Origin of the sequence: Kibdelosporangium banguiense (genome assembly GCF_017876405.1) — a bacterium.
GTDB lineage: Bacteria > Actinomycetota > Actinomycetes > Mycobacteriales > Pseudonocardiaceae > Kibdelosporangium > Kibdelosporangium banguiense.
Genome location: NZ_JAGINW010000001.1, coordinates 8804783 through 8821762 on the forward strand (window position 1 = coordinate 8804783; position 16980 = coordinate 8821762).

Genomic DNA, 16980 nt, shown 5'->3' on the forward strand with positions numbered 1-16980 from the left:
CGCATGGCCGTGACCGTGCCGCCGGCAGATCGGCGGCGGCACGGTCACGGCAGCTACGAACTACTGCTTCTTCTTGGCTGCCTGGGACAGCGCCGGAACCATCTGGTCGAGCGCGTACGGGATGCTCAGCACCGTCGCGAACGTCAGCGCCACACCGGCGGGAGGCTCGGTGTAGGGCAGGTAGACCACCCGGTCGCCGGTGGCCACCTGGAGCTTCTGGTACACCGGCGTGCCCTTGACGCGGTCGATGGACGCCTTGTCCGGTGGCATCAGCACCAGGACATCGGTGTCGAGCAGATCCAGCCGTTCGTCGCCGAACATGATCGGCTTGCCGTCCTTGGTCTGGCCGCTGAGCTTGTCGTCCACTTTGAACCCGAGCTCGGTCATCAGCACCGTGCGCGGGTCGGCCGGGGCGAACGCGCCGTACTGCCCGGCGGCCGGGCTGTCGGCGACGATCACCTTCTTGCCCTCGAACTCCGGGTGTGCCTTGCGGATCTCGGCGAACTTGGCCTCGGTGCCGGCGATGAGCTTCTTGGCCTCCGCCTCCTTGCCCAGCGCTTTGCCGATGGTGGTGGTCATCTCCCGCCACGGCGTCGAGTAGTCCTCGAACTTGGCGTTCTGCGCGACCACGGGCGCGATCTGCGAGAGCTTGTCGTACTGCTCCTGGGTGACCTGGGCGTACTGGCCGATGATCAGGTCCGGCCGCAGCGCGGCGACCTTCTCGTACTGCACCTGGTTGCCGTCACTGATCACCTCGGCACGTGCGTCGCCCCACTTGCTGTCGGCCCACGGCCAGTTGCTGTAGGGCTGCTCACCGAACCAGGCGGTGGCACCGACCGGGCGTACGCCCAGGGCCAGCATCGCGTCCTGATCGGTCAGCCCCAGCGACACCACACGTCGGGGTTCGGTTTTGATCTCGGTCTTGCCGAACTTGTGCTCGATCGTGACCGGGAAGGCACTTGCCGCGGGCTGCTGCGCGGCCGAGCCGGTCTGTGCCGTTGAGGTGGCCGGCGGCTGACTGCCACAGGCCGCGATCGACAGCGTCAGGACACCGGCGACGAGTACCGCCGGTAGGCGGCGCGCCAAGGTTGGGGACATCGCTCTTGGTCGACCTTTCGGGGTAGGTGGCATCATCCGTTGACGGCGTACGCCGGCCGCGGTGCCTGGACCAGTGGCCGCTGATCCACAATGGACTGCAGGATCTCCCCGACCCGGACCGATGTGATCGACAGCAGCGACGACGTGATCCCGTGCGTGTGCTCGGTCCCGCCCTGCAGGTAGATGCCGCCGCTCACCTCCGGCGCCGTCCACACCCGGTAGTCGCGCCCGACGCGCAGCGCGCCCTCCTCGTCCCGCAGGCAGTACCGGGCGAGCTCACCCAGCTGTGCCAACGGATCAGCCGGCAGGTAGCCGGTCGCGAAGACGGCGACGTCCGCGTCGAGAACGGTCTGCTCGCCCGTGGTGAGCGAGACGACCGTGGCCCGCACACCCTGGCCGGTCCGGACGACCTCGGTGGTGCGGGAGACGTTGAACATGCGCAGCCGCCGGGTGCCGCGGACCTTCTCCTGGTACTCCCGGCGGTACAACTCGTTGATCAGGTCGATGTCGACCACGGAGTAGTTGGTGTTCGCGTGGTAGCCCAGCAGCTGTTGCTTGACCGCGGGCGGCGAATCGTAGAACTGGTCGACCGCTTCCGGGTCGAAGATCCGGTTGGCGAAGGCGCTGTCGTCCGACGGGCTGTAGCCGTACCGGGCGAACACCGGGCAGACCTCGGCCCGCGGGAACCGCTCGTGCAGGAAGGCGGCGACCTCCGCGCCGCTCTGACCGGCACCGACGACCACAAACCGCTGCGGATCCTCGATCTCGTCGATCCGCGACAGCAGTTCGCTGTTGTGCCAGATGCGATCGCCGCGCCGCACGCCGTCGGGCATCCGCGGCCGCAGCCCGGTACCCAGCACGAGGTTGCGTGCCCGGATCACGTTCCCGGTGTTGTCGCGGACGTCGAAGTACTCCCCGCCGGGCATCGGTTCGACGGCCACCACCTCACGGCCGTACGCCACCACGTCGTCGACCTGCGCGGCGGCCCACTCGAGATAGTCGTGGAACTCGATCCGCAACGGGAACAAGGTCTTGTGGTTGACGAAGTCCATCAGCCGGCCGCGGGCCTGCAGGTAACACAGGAAGCTGAAGCGGCTGGCCGGATTGCGCAGCGTCACCAGGTCCTTGAGGAACGACACCTGCATCGTCGCGTCCTGGATCAGCATGCCCGGATGCCAGCCGAACGTGGTCTGCCGCTCAAGGAACTGGGACGTCACCCTCAGCCCCGGCGGCGCCTGCTCGTTGTACTCCGCGAGGGCGACCGCCATGGCCAGGTTCGACGGCCCGAAACCCACACCGACGAGGTCAAAGACCGGAACTCCAGGAACTGCACCGTCTGTCATACCCGCCCTACCATCGGTCGCAATCAAGGTCACCCTAACCTAACTTAGGTGAGCCTCAACTACTACCGACGAAGGGTGATGCACGTCGCTTTTCGCCGAGACCGGCGGAGCTGGTCGCCCTGTGCCGGGGCCGATTACTCGCCTTGACCGCGGGCGAAGCGCTCGGTGGCGGCGATGATCGCCGTGGTCATGCCGCCGCCGCGGTGACCGGTGTCGTCGAGAACCACGAGCTCGCTTCCGGGCCAGGCCCGGTGCAGCGCCCAGGCCGTGTCGAGCGGACCGCTGACGTCGTACCGCCCGTGGATCAACACGGCAGCAATCCCGTGGAGCCGTTCGATGTCACGCAGTAGCTGCCCGTCTTCCAGAAAGCAGCCGTGGGACCAGTAATGGGTCACCAGACGGGCGAAGACCAGCTGAAATGCCGGGTCGGCGATCGACAGGGACGGTTCGGCGTCGGGAGCCAGCGACATATGCGTGTCCTCCCACTCGCACCATCGGTGTGCGGCCGTGGCCCGGGCCTCGGGGTCGGGATCGTGCAGCAGCCGGCTGTAGGCGGCTGACAGGTCGCCGTCGCGTTCGGCGGCGGGCACGCCGACGCGGAACCGTTCCCACTCGCGCGGGAAAACGCGGCCCATGTCACGAGTGATCCAGTCAGTCTCGCGCCGGTCGCCGCTGGTCACGGCCGCGAGCACCATCTCGGTCACCCGCTCCGGAAATGCCTGCGCGTAGGCCAGAGCGAGTGTGACGCCCCACGAGCCACCGAACACCAGCCAGCGCTCGATTCCCAGGTGGACGCGCAGCGCCTCGATGTCGGCGACGAGGTGCTGGGTGGTGTTCGCCGACAGGTCGACGACCGGGTCGGCCGCCGAAGGGGTGCTGCGCCCGCAGTTGCGCTGGTCGAACAGGACCACGCGGTAGCGGTCCGGGTCGAACAGGCTCCGCAGCCTCGGAGAGCTCCCCGAGCCGGGACCACCGTGCAGCGCGACGGCCGGCTTGCCGTCAGGGTTGCCCGACACCTCCCAATACAGCGAATGGCCGTCGCCGACGTCCAACATGCCTGACTCGTGTGGCTCGGTCGATCGATAACGCCCGTCATCGGATGTATTCGCCATACAGCCATGATCGCGCACTAGTGCCCGACGCAAGGGATGCGGCCGATCCTGATCATGCGGCGTGGAAGCCGCGGCCCGCTTTCCTGCCGAGGGCGCCGGCTTCGACCATGCGCAGCAACAACGGCGGTGGAGCGTAGAGCGGTTCTTTGTACTCCTGGTACATCGCCTCGGCTATCGATGTGACGACGTCCAGGCCGATCAGGTCGGCGAGTTGCAGCGGCCCCATGGGGTGGTTGCAGCCGAGGGTCATGGCCCGGTCGACGGCTTCGGCCGAGGTGAAGCCGGATTCGACCATCCGGATCGCGCCCAGGATGTAGGGGATCAGCAGGGCGTTGACGGTGAAGCCGGCCCGGTCGGGTGACCAGACCACTTGTTTGCCGAGCTGGGAGGCGGCGAAGTGTTCCGCGGCGGCCCTGGTTTTGTCGCTTGTGGACAGTGAGGCGATGAGTTCGGTGAGGGGCAGGGCCGTCACCGGGTTGAAGAAGTGGATGCCGATGACGTTCTCGGGGCGGCTGGTGGCCGCCGCGAGCCGGATGATCGGGATTGAGGACGTGTTCGAGGCCAGGACCGCGTCCGGCGCCGCCATGACTCTGTCGAGGTCTTTGAAGAGGTGGAGCTTGGCCTGTTCGTCCTCGGTCACGCTTTCGATGACGAGTTGCCGGTCGGCCAGGTCGTCGATCGTGTGCACGAAGATGATGCGGGAGAGGGCGTCGTCGCGGTCGAAGCCCGTGATCCGGCCTTTGGTCATCGCGCGGTCCAGCGACGCTGCGAGGCGCCGTCGGCCACAGTGTTCGGAGTCGCGGCCGCTGACGGCCACTTTCACCGAAAGGTGTGCCCGGGCGCAGATCTCGGCGATGCCCGCCCCCATCGTGCCGCAGCCGACCACTCCGACGCGTTCCACCATGGAAATCCCTTTCATCGCAAGGCGTTTCGGCTGGTGAGTGCGCGGATCGCGGCATCGGGCGGCAAAAGTGGCCAGAGTGCCGGAACACTCACACGGCCGCCTGCCCGCAGCCCATGGCCATCGTACCGGCGCGCACAAGATCTGACGAACGTGTTCGTAACGAACATGTTCGTGTACGCTGGCGTCGTGAACGCACCGCGAAGCCGCCGGGAACGACCGGCGAAACCGGCTCTGACCAGGGCAGGGATTGTGGCGACCGCCGTCGGGCTGATGAAGGCGGAAGGCCTCGACCGGGTCACGATGCGCCGGCTGGCGACCGAACTCGATACCGGAGCGGCCTCGCTGTATGTCTACGTCCGCAACACGGCCGAGTTGCACGCCGCCGTGCTCGACGAGCTGCTGGGCACCGTGAATCTGCGCCCTGGCAAGGGAGAATGGCAGGACCGGCTGGTCGAGGTTCTCACCTCGTACACGAAGGTCCTGTTCGACCATCCTGGTCTCGCGCAGTCCGCGCTGGTGGCCCGGCCGTCCGGGCCCCACTACCTCAATCTCGTCGAAGCCGTGCTGGCGTTGCTGTCCGAGGGCGGGATCCCGCCTGGACAGGCGGCCTGGGGAATCGATCTGCTGCTGCAGACGGCGACCGCGACCGCTGCCGAGCACCAGGCTGGCGACTCCCCCGCGGACTGGGATCTGGTCGAAGCCGCGGTGCGCAACGCCTCCCCGAAGACCCATCCGCACATCGCCGCGCTCGGTTCCGATCTTCTCAGCGGTTCCGGGCCCCAACGGCTCGCGTGGGGATTTCGGGTCCTGATCAACGGAACACGCAGCACACCAAGGGAGCCATCAGAATGATCACCATCGTCGGTGCCGGTCTGGGCGGTCTCACGCTCGCCCGGGTACTGCGCCGCAACGGGATCGAAGCGACTGTCTACGATCTCGACTCGTCGCCCACCGCACGGGACCAGGGCGGCATGCTCGACATGCACGAGGAATCCGGCCAGGAAGCCCTCCGCGCGGCCGGCCTGTTCGAGGAATTCCGCGAGATCATCCTTCCCGGTGGCGAAGCCACCCGCATCTACGACAGGCACGCCACCCTTCACTGGCGCAACGACAACGAAGTCGGCAGGCCGGAAGTGAACCGGAAAGACCTGCGCGACCTCTTCCTCAAGGACACCCCAGTCCGTTGGGGCGCCAAAGTCACCGGGGCACACCCGCGAGGCGACGGCACACACGAGGTCACCCTCGCCGACGGAACCTCCTTCACCACTCCCCTACTGATCGGCGCCGACGGAGCCTGGTCGAGAATCCGGCCGCTCGTCTCCGAGGCCACACCGGTCCGCGCCGACATCTGCTTCGCCGAGGTGAACCTGTTCGACGCGGACAACGGTCATCCGGCCGCCGCCGATCTCGTCGGGCCGGGCATGATGTTCGCGCTGGGTGAGGGAAAAGGGTTTCTCGCCCACCGCGAACCCCACGGCCGCCTGCACATCTATGTCGCACTACGCACCCGGCAAACGGAACTGTCACAAGAGTTCCTGCTGTCGCAGTTCGCCGACTGGGATCCGCAGTTCCATGCGCTGATCACAGACGCGGACACCGGCCTCGTCTCCCGCTCGATCCACACACTGCCCGTCGGACACCGCTGGGAACGCACTCCCGGCGTGACCCTTCTGGGCGACGCCGCCCACCTGATGTCCCCATTCGCAGGCGAGGGCGCCAACCTGGCGATGCTCGACGGTGCCGAACTCGCGTTGGCCATCGCCGCGAATCCGCAGGACCCAGAGAAAGCCTTGCTCAAGTACGAGCAGACCATGTTCGCGCGCAGCAAGGCCGCCGCCGCCATGTCCGCCGCGAGTCTCGAACTCTGCTTCCAGGCCGACGCACCGCACGGCGTGGTCGCGCAGATGGCCGGCCACGCCGCAGCCTGAATCAGACGCGCGGTCCGAGGAACAGGCCACCACTCGCGTCGATGACCTGACCGGTGATCCACCGTGCCGCATCCGAGGCGAGTAACGCGACCACATCGGCGATGTCGTCGGGACCGCCCAGCGAGCAGCCTTTGGTCCGCCGCATCGGCAGGGCGCTCATCGACTCGGCCACCGCGTTGACCGGAGATGAGCAGTTTCTGCTGGCGCGTCTGCGGCTCATGATCTCCACACCGGCCTTGCGGGCCAAACACCTGGACAACCACTACGCCCTTCAGCAGGCGATCGTCGCCGCTCTTGAGGCCGATGCCGTCAAGGACGACAAAGCGTTCCAGGCCCAGGCGGCGGCCAGCGCCTGCCTGGCCGCACTGCACACGGCGTTGGTGCGCTGGGCCGAGGACGACGGCCGGACTCCGCTGCCCGACATGATCGCGAAGGCGCTCGCTGCCGTCTTCGGCGAAGACATGGCTTGGTCCCGCCCGAAATCGCCGGGCGGGACCAAGGGGAACGACTCAGCGTCCTGAGGTGTACAGCTGTGTTACCTCCGCGGCTGGCAATGCACGGTCGAACAGGTGCACCTGGTCGATCGCGCCACGCCAGTAGTCGACGGGGCCGCCGTTGTACTTGGCGCGCCCGATGACCGTATTGCCAGCGCCTGGGCCGCCATCACAGGAATACGCGGTGCCCACGGGCTGGCCGTCGACATACAGCGTCAACGAACCCGCTCGGACGTCCCGGACACCCACGAGGTGGTACCAGCGGTTGACCTCCGGGGCGGTCGGAGCCAGGGCACGGACTCCGGCGAAGCTGAAGGCGAACCGGTTGTCAGCGCCGGAGTACTGCAGGAAGAAGGCGCTGTTGCTGGGGCCGTCCTGGCTGACCGCGGTGGCGAATCCGCCGAGACTGTCGAGCTTCACCCATGCTGCGGCCGTGTAATTGCCCGCTGTGTCGAGGACGCTGGCACCTGTGTCCACAGTGGAGGTACTGCCGTTGAACTGGACCGCGGAACCGGGATGGCCCGCGGTCCAGGCCGCGCCGCCGGTCAGGGTGGCGTTGTGTTTGCCGACGGTGTCGGCGGTCGTGGTGCCGGCGGCTTCCTCGAACGGATAGAACGTGATTCCGTCAGGCCCTGGGGTGCCGGGTCCCGGCGGATTCGGGCTGCCTGTGCCGTCCGCGGATCGGACGATGGCGTCGTTGACGGCCTTGACCTGTTTGAAGTCCATCTTGCGGACTTGCCTGTCGTAGGTGAAGAAGCCGTTCACCTCGTGCTCGACGTCGGTGATCTGGGTGTAGACGGCCGCGCTGATCCCGCAGCGTTGCGCGACGGCGAGAACATCGCGTTGGTTCTCGACGTAACGACGGGTCAGTGTGGCCGAGTCGGGCGTCATCTCGTAGGCGTGTCCTTCGCCGAACCACATGTGCCCGGCTACTTCCAGGCCGAAACCACCGTGTTCACCGTCCACGGCGACACGCGATGCGCTCGGAGCTGGTGCCGCGGGTCCGAGGTAGGCGTGGTGGTCGAGGATGTCGCCCCGACCGGAATCCCCCTTGGAGGCACAGCAGTTCACGCCGCTGTGGGCGTTCACGAGCCGGCTCGGATCCTGGGCTTTCACCGAGTCGGCGATCCGCCCGGTCGCCGTGCGGTCCCATTCGCCCCAGCCCTCGTTGAACGGCACCCATGCCACCAGGGACGTGAAGTTCTTGTGCTTGTCGACCATGGTGTGCAGCTCGCGTTCGAACTGCTGCTGGGCGTCCGGCGGCGGCAGCTGGTTGGACGTCTTCATCGCCGGCATGTCCTGCCACACCAGCAGTCCCAGCTTGTCGGCGTGGTAGAACCACCGGTCCGGCTCGACCTTGATGTGCTTGCGCACGGTGTTGAAGCCGAGGACCTTGTGCTGTTCGAGGTCGAACCGCAGGGCCGCGTCGGTGGGCGCGGTGTGGATGCCGTCCGGCCAGAATCCCTGGTCCAGTGTGGACATCTGGAACAGGATCCTGCCATTGAGCGTCATCCGGAGTTTGCCGTCCGTACCGGGTTTCATGCCGATCTCACGCATGCCGAAGTACGAACCGACGCTGTCCACGGTCCGATACCCGCGAACAAGCCGGACCTTCAAGTCATAGAGGAAAGGCGAATCCGGCGACCACAGTCTCGGGTTCGGGACAGGGAGTTTGAGCGCACTGTTCGGCGCACCGACAACCCTGCCGACAACGCGGTTCCGGTCATAAGCGACCGCCTCGACAGCCAGACCGGATGTGTCACCCTCGACTCGTGCGGTCAGCCGGAGTGTGCTGTCGGACAGGCTCGGTGTCTGGTCGAGCTGGGTGATGTTGGCCGACGCCACCGGTTCCATCCACACGGTCTGCCAGATCCCTGAGCTGGAGGTGTAGAAGATCCCCCGGTCGGGGACATTGCGCTGTTTGCCGACGGGCTGCCAGGTCGCGTCCGTCAGGTCGGTCACGCCGACGATCAGTTCCTGCTGACCGCGCCGGGTCAACGCGTCGGTGATGTCCAGGCTGAACGAGTCATAGCCGCCGCGGTGCGTACCGACCTGCTTGCCGTTCACCCAGATCGTGGCGTCGTAGTCGACCGCGCCGAAGTTCAGTCGCAGCCGGGAATCCCGGCCGACGCGCCAGTCGTCGGGTACAGAGAACGATCGGCGATACCACATCCGGTCTTCGCGGCGTTGAATCCCGGACAGTGCCGACTCGATCGGGTAAGGCACCAGCACCCGTTCGGCGAGTGTGTCACCGACCGGCGGCGCCTCCCCCGGTGCGGCGCCGGCGAATTCCCAGACGCCGTTGAGGTTTCGCCACCGTTCCCGGGTCAATTGCGGCCGGGGGTATTCCGGCAGTGCGTTGTTCGGGCCGACCTGGCTGGTCCACGGTGTGGACAGCGGGGGTTTCCCGGGCTTCCAGCGTGGTTCCGCGGACGCCGGAGCATGAGTAAGCGCCGTGACGGTCAGCGCGGCGGCTAACAGAGTGATGAGTCTTCTCGTCGTGGGGGTTCTCGACACTGGGCAACCTCCTTTACGAGCGGTTATGAGCGGGATTTGCCGAGATGGGCCCGGCTCAGATATGCCTGGACGGCGACCACGATGGCCAGAAACACGCCGCTGACCACGGATTGGTAGTGCGAGGACAAGGTGCCGATCTGGTTGATGACGTTCTGGATCACCATCAGCAGCAGCACGCCCGCCAGCGTGCCGCCGACGGTCCCGGCGCCGCCGGTGAGCAACGTTCCGCCGATCACGACCGCGGCGATGGCGTCCAACTCCATGCCGACGCCGACGATCGTGACGCCGGAAGCGTAGTAAGCCGCCGACAACGCGCCGGCCAGCCCCGCGAGCAGGCCGCTGCCGGCGTAGAGCCCCATGGTTCGCCTGGCCACCGGCAGGCCCATCAGCCGGGCAGCTTCCGCACTGCCCCCAATGGCCAGGACGGAATGCCCGAACCTGGTGCGCTGCAACACAAGCACACCAACAGCGAACAACGCGATCACGATCCACACCGGGATGCCCAGACCGAGGAAGGTGCCCTGTCCAGCCTTGGTGAGCACTGCATCCTGCGGCATGAGCCGGGTGGTGGCGCCCTCATCGGTGATCGCCAGCAGCAGGCCGCGGGCGCCCAGCAAGGTCGCCAGGGTGACGATGAACGGCGCCAGCCTGCCGTACGCCACCAAGGCGCCGTTGAGCAGGCCGACCCCGCCGCACACCACCAGCGGGAGCAGCAGTCCGGCCAGGCTCCCCCACTGGACTCCGTACGCGGCGAGCACACCACCGAGGGCATAGACCGAGCCGACCGACAGGTCGATGCCGCCGGAGATGATCACGAAGGTCATGCCCAGCGCGATGATCGCCAGGAACGAACTCTGCATGGCGATGTTGCGCGCGTTGTCGACCGTCGCGAACGAATCGAACGCGAAGGCCGAGATCAGCACGACCAGCGCGAGCACCACGACCGAACCACGGCGCTGGACCAGACCCGCCAACTGTTCGCGCCTGGTCACGCCACTGTCGGCGGTTCCCTCTATGGCCACCGGGACCTCCGGACGCACGACGGTCATCCGCCACCTCCCTGGCGTGGCCGTTGCAGGAAGACCGCGACGACGATGATGGCCGCCTGCACCACCAGCGACATCGACGTGGGCAGGTTGTTCTTGATCAACGTCGCGGAGATCAGCTGCATCAGCAGGGCGCCCGCGACTGTGCCGAGAATCCGCACCCGCCCGCCGGACAAGGGCGTTCCGCCGACCACGACCGCGGTGATCGCGGCCAGTTCGGACAGCTGGCCGATCGCCGACGGGTCGGACGCCGTCAGCCGCGCGGTCGCGACAATGCCCGCGATCGCAGCCAGGACGCCACTGATCACGTAGGTCACGATCAGCACCCGCCGGACCGGCAGCCCAGCCAGTTCGCTGGCCGCCCGATTCCCGCCGACCGCGACCAGCTGCCGTCCGAAAGTCGTGTACCGCACCAGGAATCCGACCAGCAAGGTCAGCACCACCGCGATGAGCACCACGATCGGGATGCCGAGCACCTTGCCCGCACCCAGCTCCAGCAACGCCGGATTGCGGATGTCCTTGAGCCGTCCGTCGGCCAGCACCAGCGCCAGCCCACGCCCGCCGACCAGCAGCGCCAGCGTGGCCACGATCGGCTGAATTCCCACGACCGCGACGAGCGTTCCGCTGAACAACCCGCACAGCGCCCCGCCTGCCAGTGCCACGATCAACGCGGGCATCAGGCCGTATCCGAGATACAGCGGAAGCAGTGCCGCGGCCAGCGCCATCACCGAACCGACCGACAGGTCGACGCCTTCGGTCCCGATGACCAAGGCCATGCCCAGGGCCGCGATCAGGATCGGGGTGACCTGGACCAGCTGGGTATTGAGGTTCGCCAGGCTTGCGAAGTTCTCGGTGAACGCCAGGTTGTAGAGCACAAGGACGCCCAGTGCCGCGTAGACGCCGTAGTCCCGCAGCAGGCGTTTCGGCCGGACCCGGGTCTCGGCGGCAACAGTGTCAATCATCGCTGCCTCCGTCCGCGAGCGCTGCGATCAGTGCGGCCTCTGTCACCTCGGCTCCGCGCAACCGCCCGACCACGTGGCCTTCCCTGAGTACCACGATCGAATCCGAGCCCTCGACGACCTCCTCGAACTCCGAGGAGATCAGCACGACCCCGAGCCCTTCGGCGGCCAGTTCCGCCACCAGTGCCTGGACCTCGGCCTTCGCGCCGACGTCGATACCGCGGGTCGGTTCGTCCAGCAGCAGGACTTTCGGCTCCTGGCACAGCAGTCTGGCCAGCAGCACCTTCTGCTGGTTGCCGCCCGACAGCTCCCCGGCACGCTGATCGACGCTCGAAGCCTTGATCCGCAACCGCCGGACGAAAGTGTCCACAATGGCGTCCTGTCTGCGCCGCGACACCATGCCCGCGGCCGACAGGCGGGGCAACGCCGCCAGAACGATGTTCTCGCGGACCGAGAGATCGGGGAGAATACCCTCGGCTTTCCGGTCCTCGGGCAGCATCACCACCCCTGCCCGCATGGCCGCGGCGACCGAGCCGGTCCGCACGGGTTTGCCCGCCACCGACACCGTGCCGGAGTCCAGCGGCAATGAGCCCGCGATGGCCCGCACGGTCTCACTGCGTCCCGCGCCCAGCAGGCCGCCGAGCCCGACGATCTCCCCCGGCCGCACTGTGATGTCGACGCCGAACAACCGGTGTTCGCTGCTCAGACCGGTCGCGGCCAGCACTGGCGCGTCCGCGGCCTCGGTCGTGCCCGCCTCGAACCGGGTGGTCCCTTCGCGGCGGATCTCCTCGAGGCCCCGGCCGAGCATCAACGCCACCAGCCGCAAGCGGGACAACTCCGCCAACGGCCCATAGTGGACTCTCCGGCCGTCGCGCAGGACCGTCACCGTGTCGCAGATCCGGTACAGCTCGTCGAGCCGATGGCTGACGTACAGCACCGCGACGCCGTCCGCCCGCAACCGCTCGATGATCGCGAACAGAGTGTCGACCTCGCGAGGTTCCAGCGATGACGTGGGCTCGTCGAGGATCACCACCCGCGCGTGGGTCGCTGCCGCCCTGGCGACCGCGACCATCTGCCGGACACCGGCACCCAGTGTCCGCAGTGGACGCTTCACATCAACGTCGACGCCGTACGAATCGAGCAGTTGCTTCGCCGCGGCGTTCATCGCCCGGAAGTCCATCAGCCCGAGCCGGGATCTGGGCTCCCGGCCGAGGAACAGGTTGGCGGCGACCGACATCAGCGGTACGAGGTTGATCTCCTGGTACACCGTGCTGATACCGGCCGCCTGCGCGTCCAGCGGCCGCCCGAACCGCACGGGCTGGCCCTGGAAACGCAGGTCACCGCCGTCGGGCGGGTACACCCCGGTGAGCACCTTGATCAGGGTGGACTTGCCCGCGCCGTTCTCGCCGACCAGGGCGTGCACTTCGCCCGGCGCGAGCGTTAGGTCCACTTCGGACAAGGCGGTCACACCGGGGAACTGTTTGCCGATGGCGCGGGCGTCCAGCACCGCTTGGCCGGCCATCAGTACGAGTTGGCCAGTTCGGCGGAGGCGTTGTCCTTGCCGTAGAGCTTGTCGCTGATCACGACGGTCTGCGAGACCGGCTGCCCGCTGAGGAACGTGCTGAGGGTCTGGAAGGCCAGCGGGCCGAACCGCGGGTTGGACTCGACCACCGCGTACAGCTCACCGTCGGTGACCTTCTGGACCGCGTTGCGGGTGCCGTCGATCGAGACGATCTGGATGTCGGTGCCGGGTTTCTTGCCCGCGCCGCTCAGGGCCACGAGTGCGCCGAGTGCCATCTCGTCGTTCTCCGCGTAGACACCGTTGATGTCCGGCTGAGCCTGGATGATCTGTTCCATCACCTGCTGGCCCTTCTCCCGGGCGAAGTCACCGGTCTGCTGGGCGACCACCTGGATGCCCGGTGCGGAGGCCTTCAGCTCGTCGATGAATCCGTTGGTGCGATCAGTGGTGACGTTGTTGCCCGACGCGCCGAGCAGGATCGCGACCTTGCCCTTGTTACCCAGTGCCTTGGCCATTTCCTGGGCGGCCCGTTTGCCCTGCTCGACGAAGTTGGAGCCGAGGAAGGCGACGTAGTCCTTGCAGGCGGTGGAATTGACCTTACGGTCGATGGTGAGCACCGGAATGTTCTTCGCCCGGGCGGCCGACAGTGCGGGCTCGAGGCCGTCTGAGTTCAGCGGGGCCACGATCAGTGCCTGCGCACCTTTGTTGATCATGTCCTGGATGTCGGAGATCTGCTTGCTCAGCTGCGAGTTGGCGTTCGTGGTGAGCAGCTGCTTGACCCCGGCCTTGGCGGCCTCGTCCTTGATGGACTGGGTCTCGGCGGTCCGGAACGGGTTGGCTTCCTTCTCCGACTGGGAAAAACCCACGATCGCGTTCTTCAGATCGATCTTGTCGCCGCCGTACTGGCTCAGCGTGCAGGTAGGTCCGGCGGTGGACTGTGCCACGGGAGCCTGCGCGCCGCCGCTGCCCTGCGCCTGCGGCGGCGCGGCCGCTTCCTCGGACTTCGCACACCCGGACATAACGAGCAACGCACACAACGACGCGCCGGCAACGCGGCCTAAGTGGATGGGACGGGGAAAACCGGTGGCGAGCATGGCTGACTCCTCGTTGACCAGCGAGAACACGCACCGGACCGGCTGTGGCGCCGATCACCCTAGCGACGTTACATCGTTGGTACAACGTTGTAAATATGCCCGTCCTTGATACGCTTCCCGGGTGGCAACCCTCAAGGACGTAGCCGAACTCGCCGGCGTGTCGGTGAAAACGGTGTCCAACGTCGTCAACGGCTACTCGTTCGTCCGGCCGGAGAACGAGCGCCGCGTCAAAGAGGCTCTGGCCGCAACCGGTTACAAGCCCAACGTCGGCGCCCGCAACCTCCGCCGCGGCCGCACCGGCTTCATCGCGCTCATGGTGCCGGAGCTGAGCATCCCCTACTTCGGCGAGCTCGCCGGCGGCGTGATCACCGCGGCCCACGGGCACGACTGGAGCGTCCTGATCGAACAGACCCAAGGGGTGCGCGACGCCGAACGCGCCACTCTCGCCTCGCTGGGCCCCCACATGGTCGACGGCGCCATCATCAGCCCCGAGGCGCTGGAGAAGGCCGATTTCACCCAGCACGCCAGCGGAATCCCGATGGTCCTGCTCGGCGAGCACGCGTTGGACGTGCCCATCGACCACGTCGGGATCGACAACGTGCGCGCCGCCCAGGTGGCCGTCCGGCACCTGATCGGCATGGGCCGCCGCCGGATCGCTGTGATCGGCCAGAACCCCAATCGCGGCACCGCGACCCAGCGGCTCGCCGGATACCGTGACGCGTTGTCCGAAGCGGATCTGCCGCAGGCGCCCGAACTCGTCGCCACCGCGATGCGTTACCACCACAGCGATGGCGCCGCGGCCATGGCCCGGCTGCTGACGCTACCCGAGCCACCGGATGCCGTGTTCTGCTTCAACGACATGCTCGCACTCGGTGCCGTGCGCGCCGCGGCAGAGCGTGGATACCATGTGCCGCAAGACATTGCTGTCGTGGGCTTCGACAACACCGAGCACAGCGCGTACAGCCTGCCGTCGCTCACCACCATCGCCCCGGACAAGACCGCGCTCGCCCACGCCGCCGTGGATCTCATCCACCACCGGGCAGGCGGCGACAACGGCGCGCCTCAGGACATCCAGATCCCGTTCACACTCGAGGTCCGCGAAAGCACCACAGGCTGACCAGAATCTGAGACGCGTTTCGCTCGCTGCGCGTTCGCCCTAGCGTCAAAGCCATGACGACTCAGCTGAGCACCGAGCTCACCGTGACCAAGCTCGGTGCGGACATCGGCGCACGAATCGACGGAGTACGGCTGGGAGGCGACGTGCCCGCCGCCCACATCGAGGCGATCAGGGCCGCCTTGCGGGCCAACAAAGTGATCTTCTTCCGCGGCCAGGACCACCTCGACGACCAGGGACAACTCGCTTTCGGCAGCCTGCTGGGCGAGGTCACCCTCGGGCACCCGACGGTCAAGAACGGCAATCCACACATTCTGCCGGTGGACTCCGAGTACTCCAAGGCCAACAGCTGGCACACCGACGTGACCTTTGTAGACAGGGTCCCGGCGGTCAGCATCCTGCGTGCCGTGCACCTGCCACCGTACGGCGGAAACACCGTCTGGGCGAACACAGTCACCGCCTACAATCGTCTGCCGGACGCCCTCAAAGCCCTGGTGGACCGGCTGTGGGCGGTACACTCCAATGTGTACGACTACGCCGCCGAGGTCGACAAGGAACGTATCGGCGGCATCGACGTCAAAGAACAGGGCTACCGATCGGAGTTCGTCTCCGACTACTACGAGACCGAACATCCCGTTGTCCGCATCCACCCCGAGACCGGCGAACGGGCCTTACTGCTGGGCCACTTCGTCAAACGCATCGTCGGACTGTCCACAGCAGAGTCGAACGCAGTGTTCCACCTCCTGCAGAACCGAATCACCCGCCTGGAGAACACCGTCCGATGGCAGTGGCAGGACGGCGACGTCGCCATCTGGGACAACCGCGCCACCCAGCACTACGCCATCTCCGACTACAACGACCTCCCCCGCCGCCTGCACCGAATCACCCTCGCCGGCGACATCCCAGTCAGCATCGACGGAGTCCACAGCATCCCCCTCCAGGGCGACGCCTCCCACTATTCAAGCTAGCGGTACGTGACCCCGGGTGGTGTCCGAAAATCGCCAGCGTGCGGGCTGCGCCCGGCAGTAGGGTCTTGATCATGAGTTCAGCTGAGACCTTTGCCGGGCTGCACAAGACTGGTGAGCCGTTGTTGTTGCCGAATGCCTGGGATGTGGCGTCGGCTGTCACGATTGCGGGGGCTGGGGCCAAGGCGATCGCGACGACGAGCGCGGGGGTCGCGTGGTCGCTGGGTGTGGCCGACGGAGTGGATTTCGGTGCTGACCGGTCGGCCGCGGTTGTCGAGCGGATTGTGCGGGCGGTTGACGTGCCGGTCACGGCTGACATTGAAGCGGGTTACGGATCCGTTGCCGATACGGTGACTGCGGTGCTGCAAGCCGGTGCGGTCGGAGTGAACATCGAGGACTGTGAGAACGGGCGCCTGCTTGCGCCGGCCGAGCAGGCGGAACGGCTGGCCGCCGCGCGGGCCGCCGCCGACAGTCTGGGTATCCCGGCGTGGATCAACGCCCGCACGGACATCTACCTCACCAGTGTGACCGCTGCTGAAGACCGGCTCGCCGCGGCCTTGGAGCGGGCCGCCGTCTATGCCGAGGCAGGCGCGAACAGCTTGTTCGTTCCCGGCTTGATCGACCTGCCCGCGTTGGCCGAACTGACTGCCGGTCCCCTGCCGATCGCGGTCATGGCGTGGGCCGGCGCGCCGACTGTCGCCGAGTTCGCGAACGTCGGTGTTGTACGAATCAGCCTGGGCGCTGCCATCGCCCAAGCCGCCTACGCAGTGGCTGCCCGCGCGACCGCCGAACTGCTCACCCACGGCACCTACGACAGCACTGCCGAAGGAATCCCTTACGACGCAACGAACAAGGCGCTCAGCAAGTAGGGCAGCCAAGTGGTCCCC

The 16980-nt window shown here is 67.0% G+C and carries 16 protein-coding genes; 6 read left to right on the forward strand and 10 right to left on the reverse strand.

Annotation, left to right across the window (positions count from 1 at the left end):
* Nucleotides 1-60 precede the first annotated feature (60 nt).
* The 4 genes from JOF56_RS39975 to JOF56_RS39990 all read right to left on the reverse strand — a co-directional run bounded on the left by JOF56_RS39975 (nt 61) and on the right by JOF56_RS39990 (nt 4463).
* A complete protein-coding gene (locus JOF56_RS39975; RefSeq protein ID WP_209644671.1) occupies nt 61-1098 on the reverse strand; it encodes an iron-siderophore ABC transporter substrate-binding protein in 1038 nt (345 codons plus the stop codon).
* A 32-nt stretch (nt 1099-1130) separates the two neighbouring features.
* On the reverse strand, nt 1131-2441 hold the full coding sequence (locus JOF56_RS39980) for a lysine N(6)-hydroxylase/L-ornithine N(5)-oxygenase family protein (protein WP_209644672.1): 1311 nt from the start codon (nt 2439-2441) through the stop codon (nt 1131-1133).
* A gap of 134 nt (nt 2442-2575) precedes the next feature.
* Nucleotides 2576-3553 carry a prolyl aminopeptidase gene (gene pip / locus JOF56_RS39985; protein WP_209644675.1) on the reverse strand — a complete coding sequence of 326 codons (978 nt, stop codon included), beginning with the start codon at nt 3551-3553 and terminating at the stop codon, nt 2576-2578.
* A gap of 52 nt (nt 3554-3605) precedes the next feature.
* Nucleotides 3606-4463, reverse strand: a complete 858-nt coding sequence (locus JOF56_RS39990; RefSeq protein WP_443667651.1) for a 3-hydroxybutyryl-CoA dehydrogenase — start codon at nt 4461-4463, stop codon at nt 3606-3608.
* Between the two features lie 180 nt (nt 4464-4643).
* Between JOF56_RS39990 and JOF56_RS39995 the strand changes: the two genes are divergently transcribed.
* Both JOF56_RS39995 and JOF56_RS40000 read left to right on the forward strand, forming a co-directional pair.
* Nucleotides 4644-5309: a TetR/AcrR family transcriptional regulator gene (locus JOF56_RS39995; RefSeq protein ID WP_307855467.1), complete on the forward strand. Its 666-nt coding sequence runs from the start codon at nt 4644-4646 to the stop codon at nt 5307-5309.
* Nucleotides 5306-6385 (forward strand): FAD-dependent oxidoreductase, encoded by a 1080-nt coding sequence (locus tag JOF56_RS40000; protein WP_209644680.1) that lies wholly within the window; start codon nt 5306-5308, stop codon nt 6383-6385. Before JOF56_RS39995 ends, JOF56_RS40000 begins: the two co-directional genes overlap by 4 nt.
* Nucleotide 6386: 1 nt before the next feature.
* Here JOF56_RS40000 and JOF56_RS61125 read toward each other — a convergent pair whose 3' ends face one another.
* Nucleotides 6387-6605 (reverse strand): SDR family oxidoreductase, encoded by a 219-nt coding sequence (locus JOF56_RS61125; RefSeq protein WP_443667632.1) that lies wholly within the window; start codon nt 6603-6605, stop codon nt 6387-6389.
* On the opposite strand from JOF56_RS61125, the gene JOF56_RS40010 reads away from it, so the two are divergent.
* The gene (locus JOF56_RS40010) at nt 6562-6906 is read left to right on the forward strand and encodes an acyl-CoA-like ligand-binding transcription factor (RefSeq protein ID WP_443667633.1); all 345 of its coding nucleotides are present in this window, start codon (nt 6562-6564) and stop codon (nt 6904-6906) included. The genes JOF56_RS61125 and JOF56_RS40010 overlap by 44 nt on opposite strands.
* On the opposite strand, the gene JOF56_RS40015 is transcribed toward JOF56_RS40010, so the two are convergent.
* The 5 genes from JOF56_RS40015 to JOF56_RS40035 are packed head-to-tail and all read right to left on the reverse strand — an operon-like array spanning nt 6895 to nt 14014.
* Nucleotides 6895-9396, reverse strand: coding sequence for a LamG-like jellyroll fold domain-containing protein (locus JOF56_RS40015; protein ID WP_307855468.1), 2502 nt, complete (start codon nt 9394-9396; stop codon nt 6895-6897). The two genes, JOF56_RS40010 and JOF56_RS40015, sit on opposite strands and share 12 nt — an antisense overlap.
* Nucleotides 9397-9419: 23 nt before the next feature.
* Entirely contained in the window at nt 9420-10445 is a 1026-nt protein-coding gene (locus tag JOF56_RS40020) for an ABC transporter permease (RefSeq protein ID WP_209644686.1), read from the reverse strand.
* Nucleotides 10442-11404 carry an ABC transporter permease gene (locus JOF56_RS40025; protein ID WP_209644689.1) on the reverse strand — a complete coding sequence of 321 codons (963 nt, stop codon included), beginning with the start codon at nt 11402-11404 and terminating at the stop codon, nt 10442-10444. The genes JOF56_RS40020 and JOF56_RS40025 overlap by 4 nt, the downstream gene beginning before the upstream one ends.
* On the reverse strand, nt 11397-12923 hold the full coding sequence (locus tag JOF56_RS40030) for a sugar ABC transporter ATP-binding protein (protein WP_209644692.1): 1527 nt from the start codon (nt 12921-12923) through the stop codon (nt 11397-11399). Before JOF56_RS40030 ends, JOF56_RS40025 begins: the two co-directional genes overlap by 8 nt.
* Entirely contained in the window at nt 12923-14014 is a 1092-nt protein-coding gene (locus JOF56_RS40035; protein ID WP_209644695.1) for an ABC transporter substrate-binding protein, read from the reverse strand. Before JOF56_RS40035 ends, JOF56_RS40030 begins: the two co-directional genes overlap by 1 nt.
* A 121-nt stretch (nt 14015-14135) precedes the next feature.
* Here JOF56_RS40035 and JOF56_RS40040 point away from each other — a divergent pair, with 121 nt between their 5' ends.
* The 3 genes from JOF56_RS40040 to JOF56_RS40050 all read left to right on the forward strand — a co-directional run bounded on the left by JOF56_RS40040 (nt 14136) and on the right by JOF56_RS40050 (nt 16962).
* The gene (locus JOF56_RS40040) at nt 14136-15131 is read left to right on the forward strand and encodes a LacI family DNA-binding transcriptional regulator (protein WP_209644698.1); all 996 of its coding nucleotides are present in this window, start codon (nt 14136-14138) and stop codon (nt 15129-15131) included.
* Between the two features lie 53 nt (nt 15132-15184).
* Nucleotides 15185-16096, forward strand: a complete 912-nt coding sequence (locus JOF56_RS40045; protein ID WP_281065555.1) for a TauD/TfdA dioxygenase family protein — start codon at nt 15185-15187, stop codon at nt 16094-16096.
* A gap of 71 nt (nt 16097-16167) precedes the next feature.
* Nucleotides 16168-16962 carry an isocitrate lyase/PEP mutase family protein gene (locus JOF56_RS40050; RefSeq protein WP_209644700.1) on the forward strand — a complete coding sequence of 265 codons (795 nt, stop codon included), beginning with the start codon at nt 16168-16170 and terminating at the stop codon, nt 16960-16962.
* Nucleotides 16963-16980: the final 18 nt, after the last annotated feature.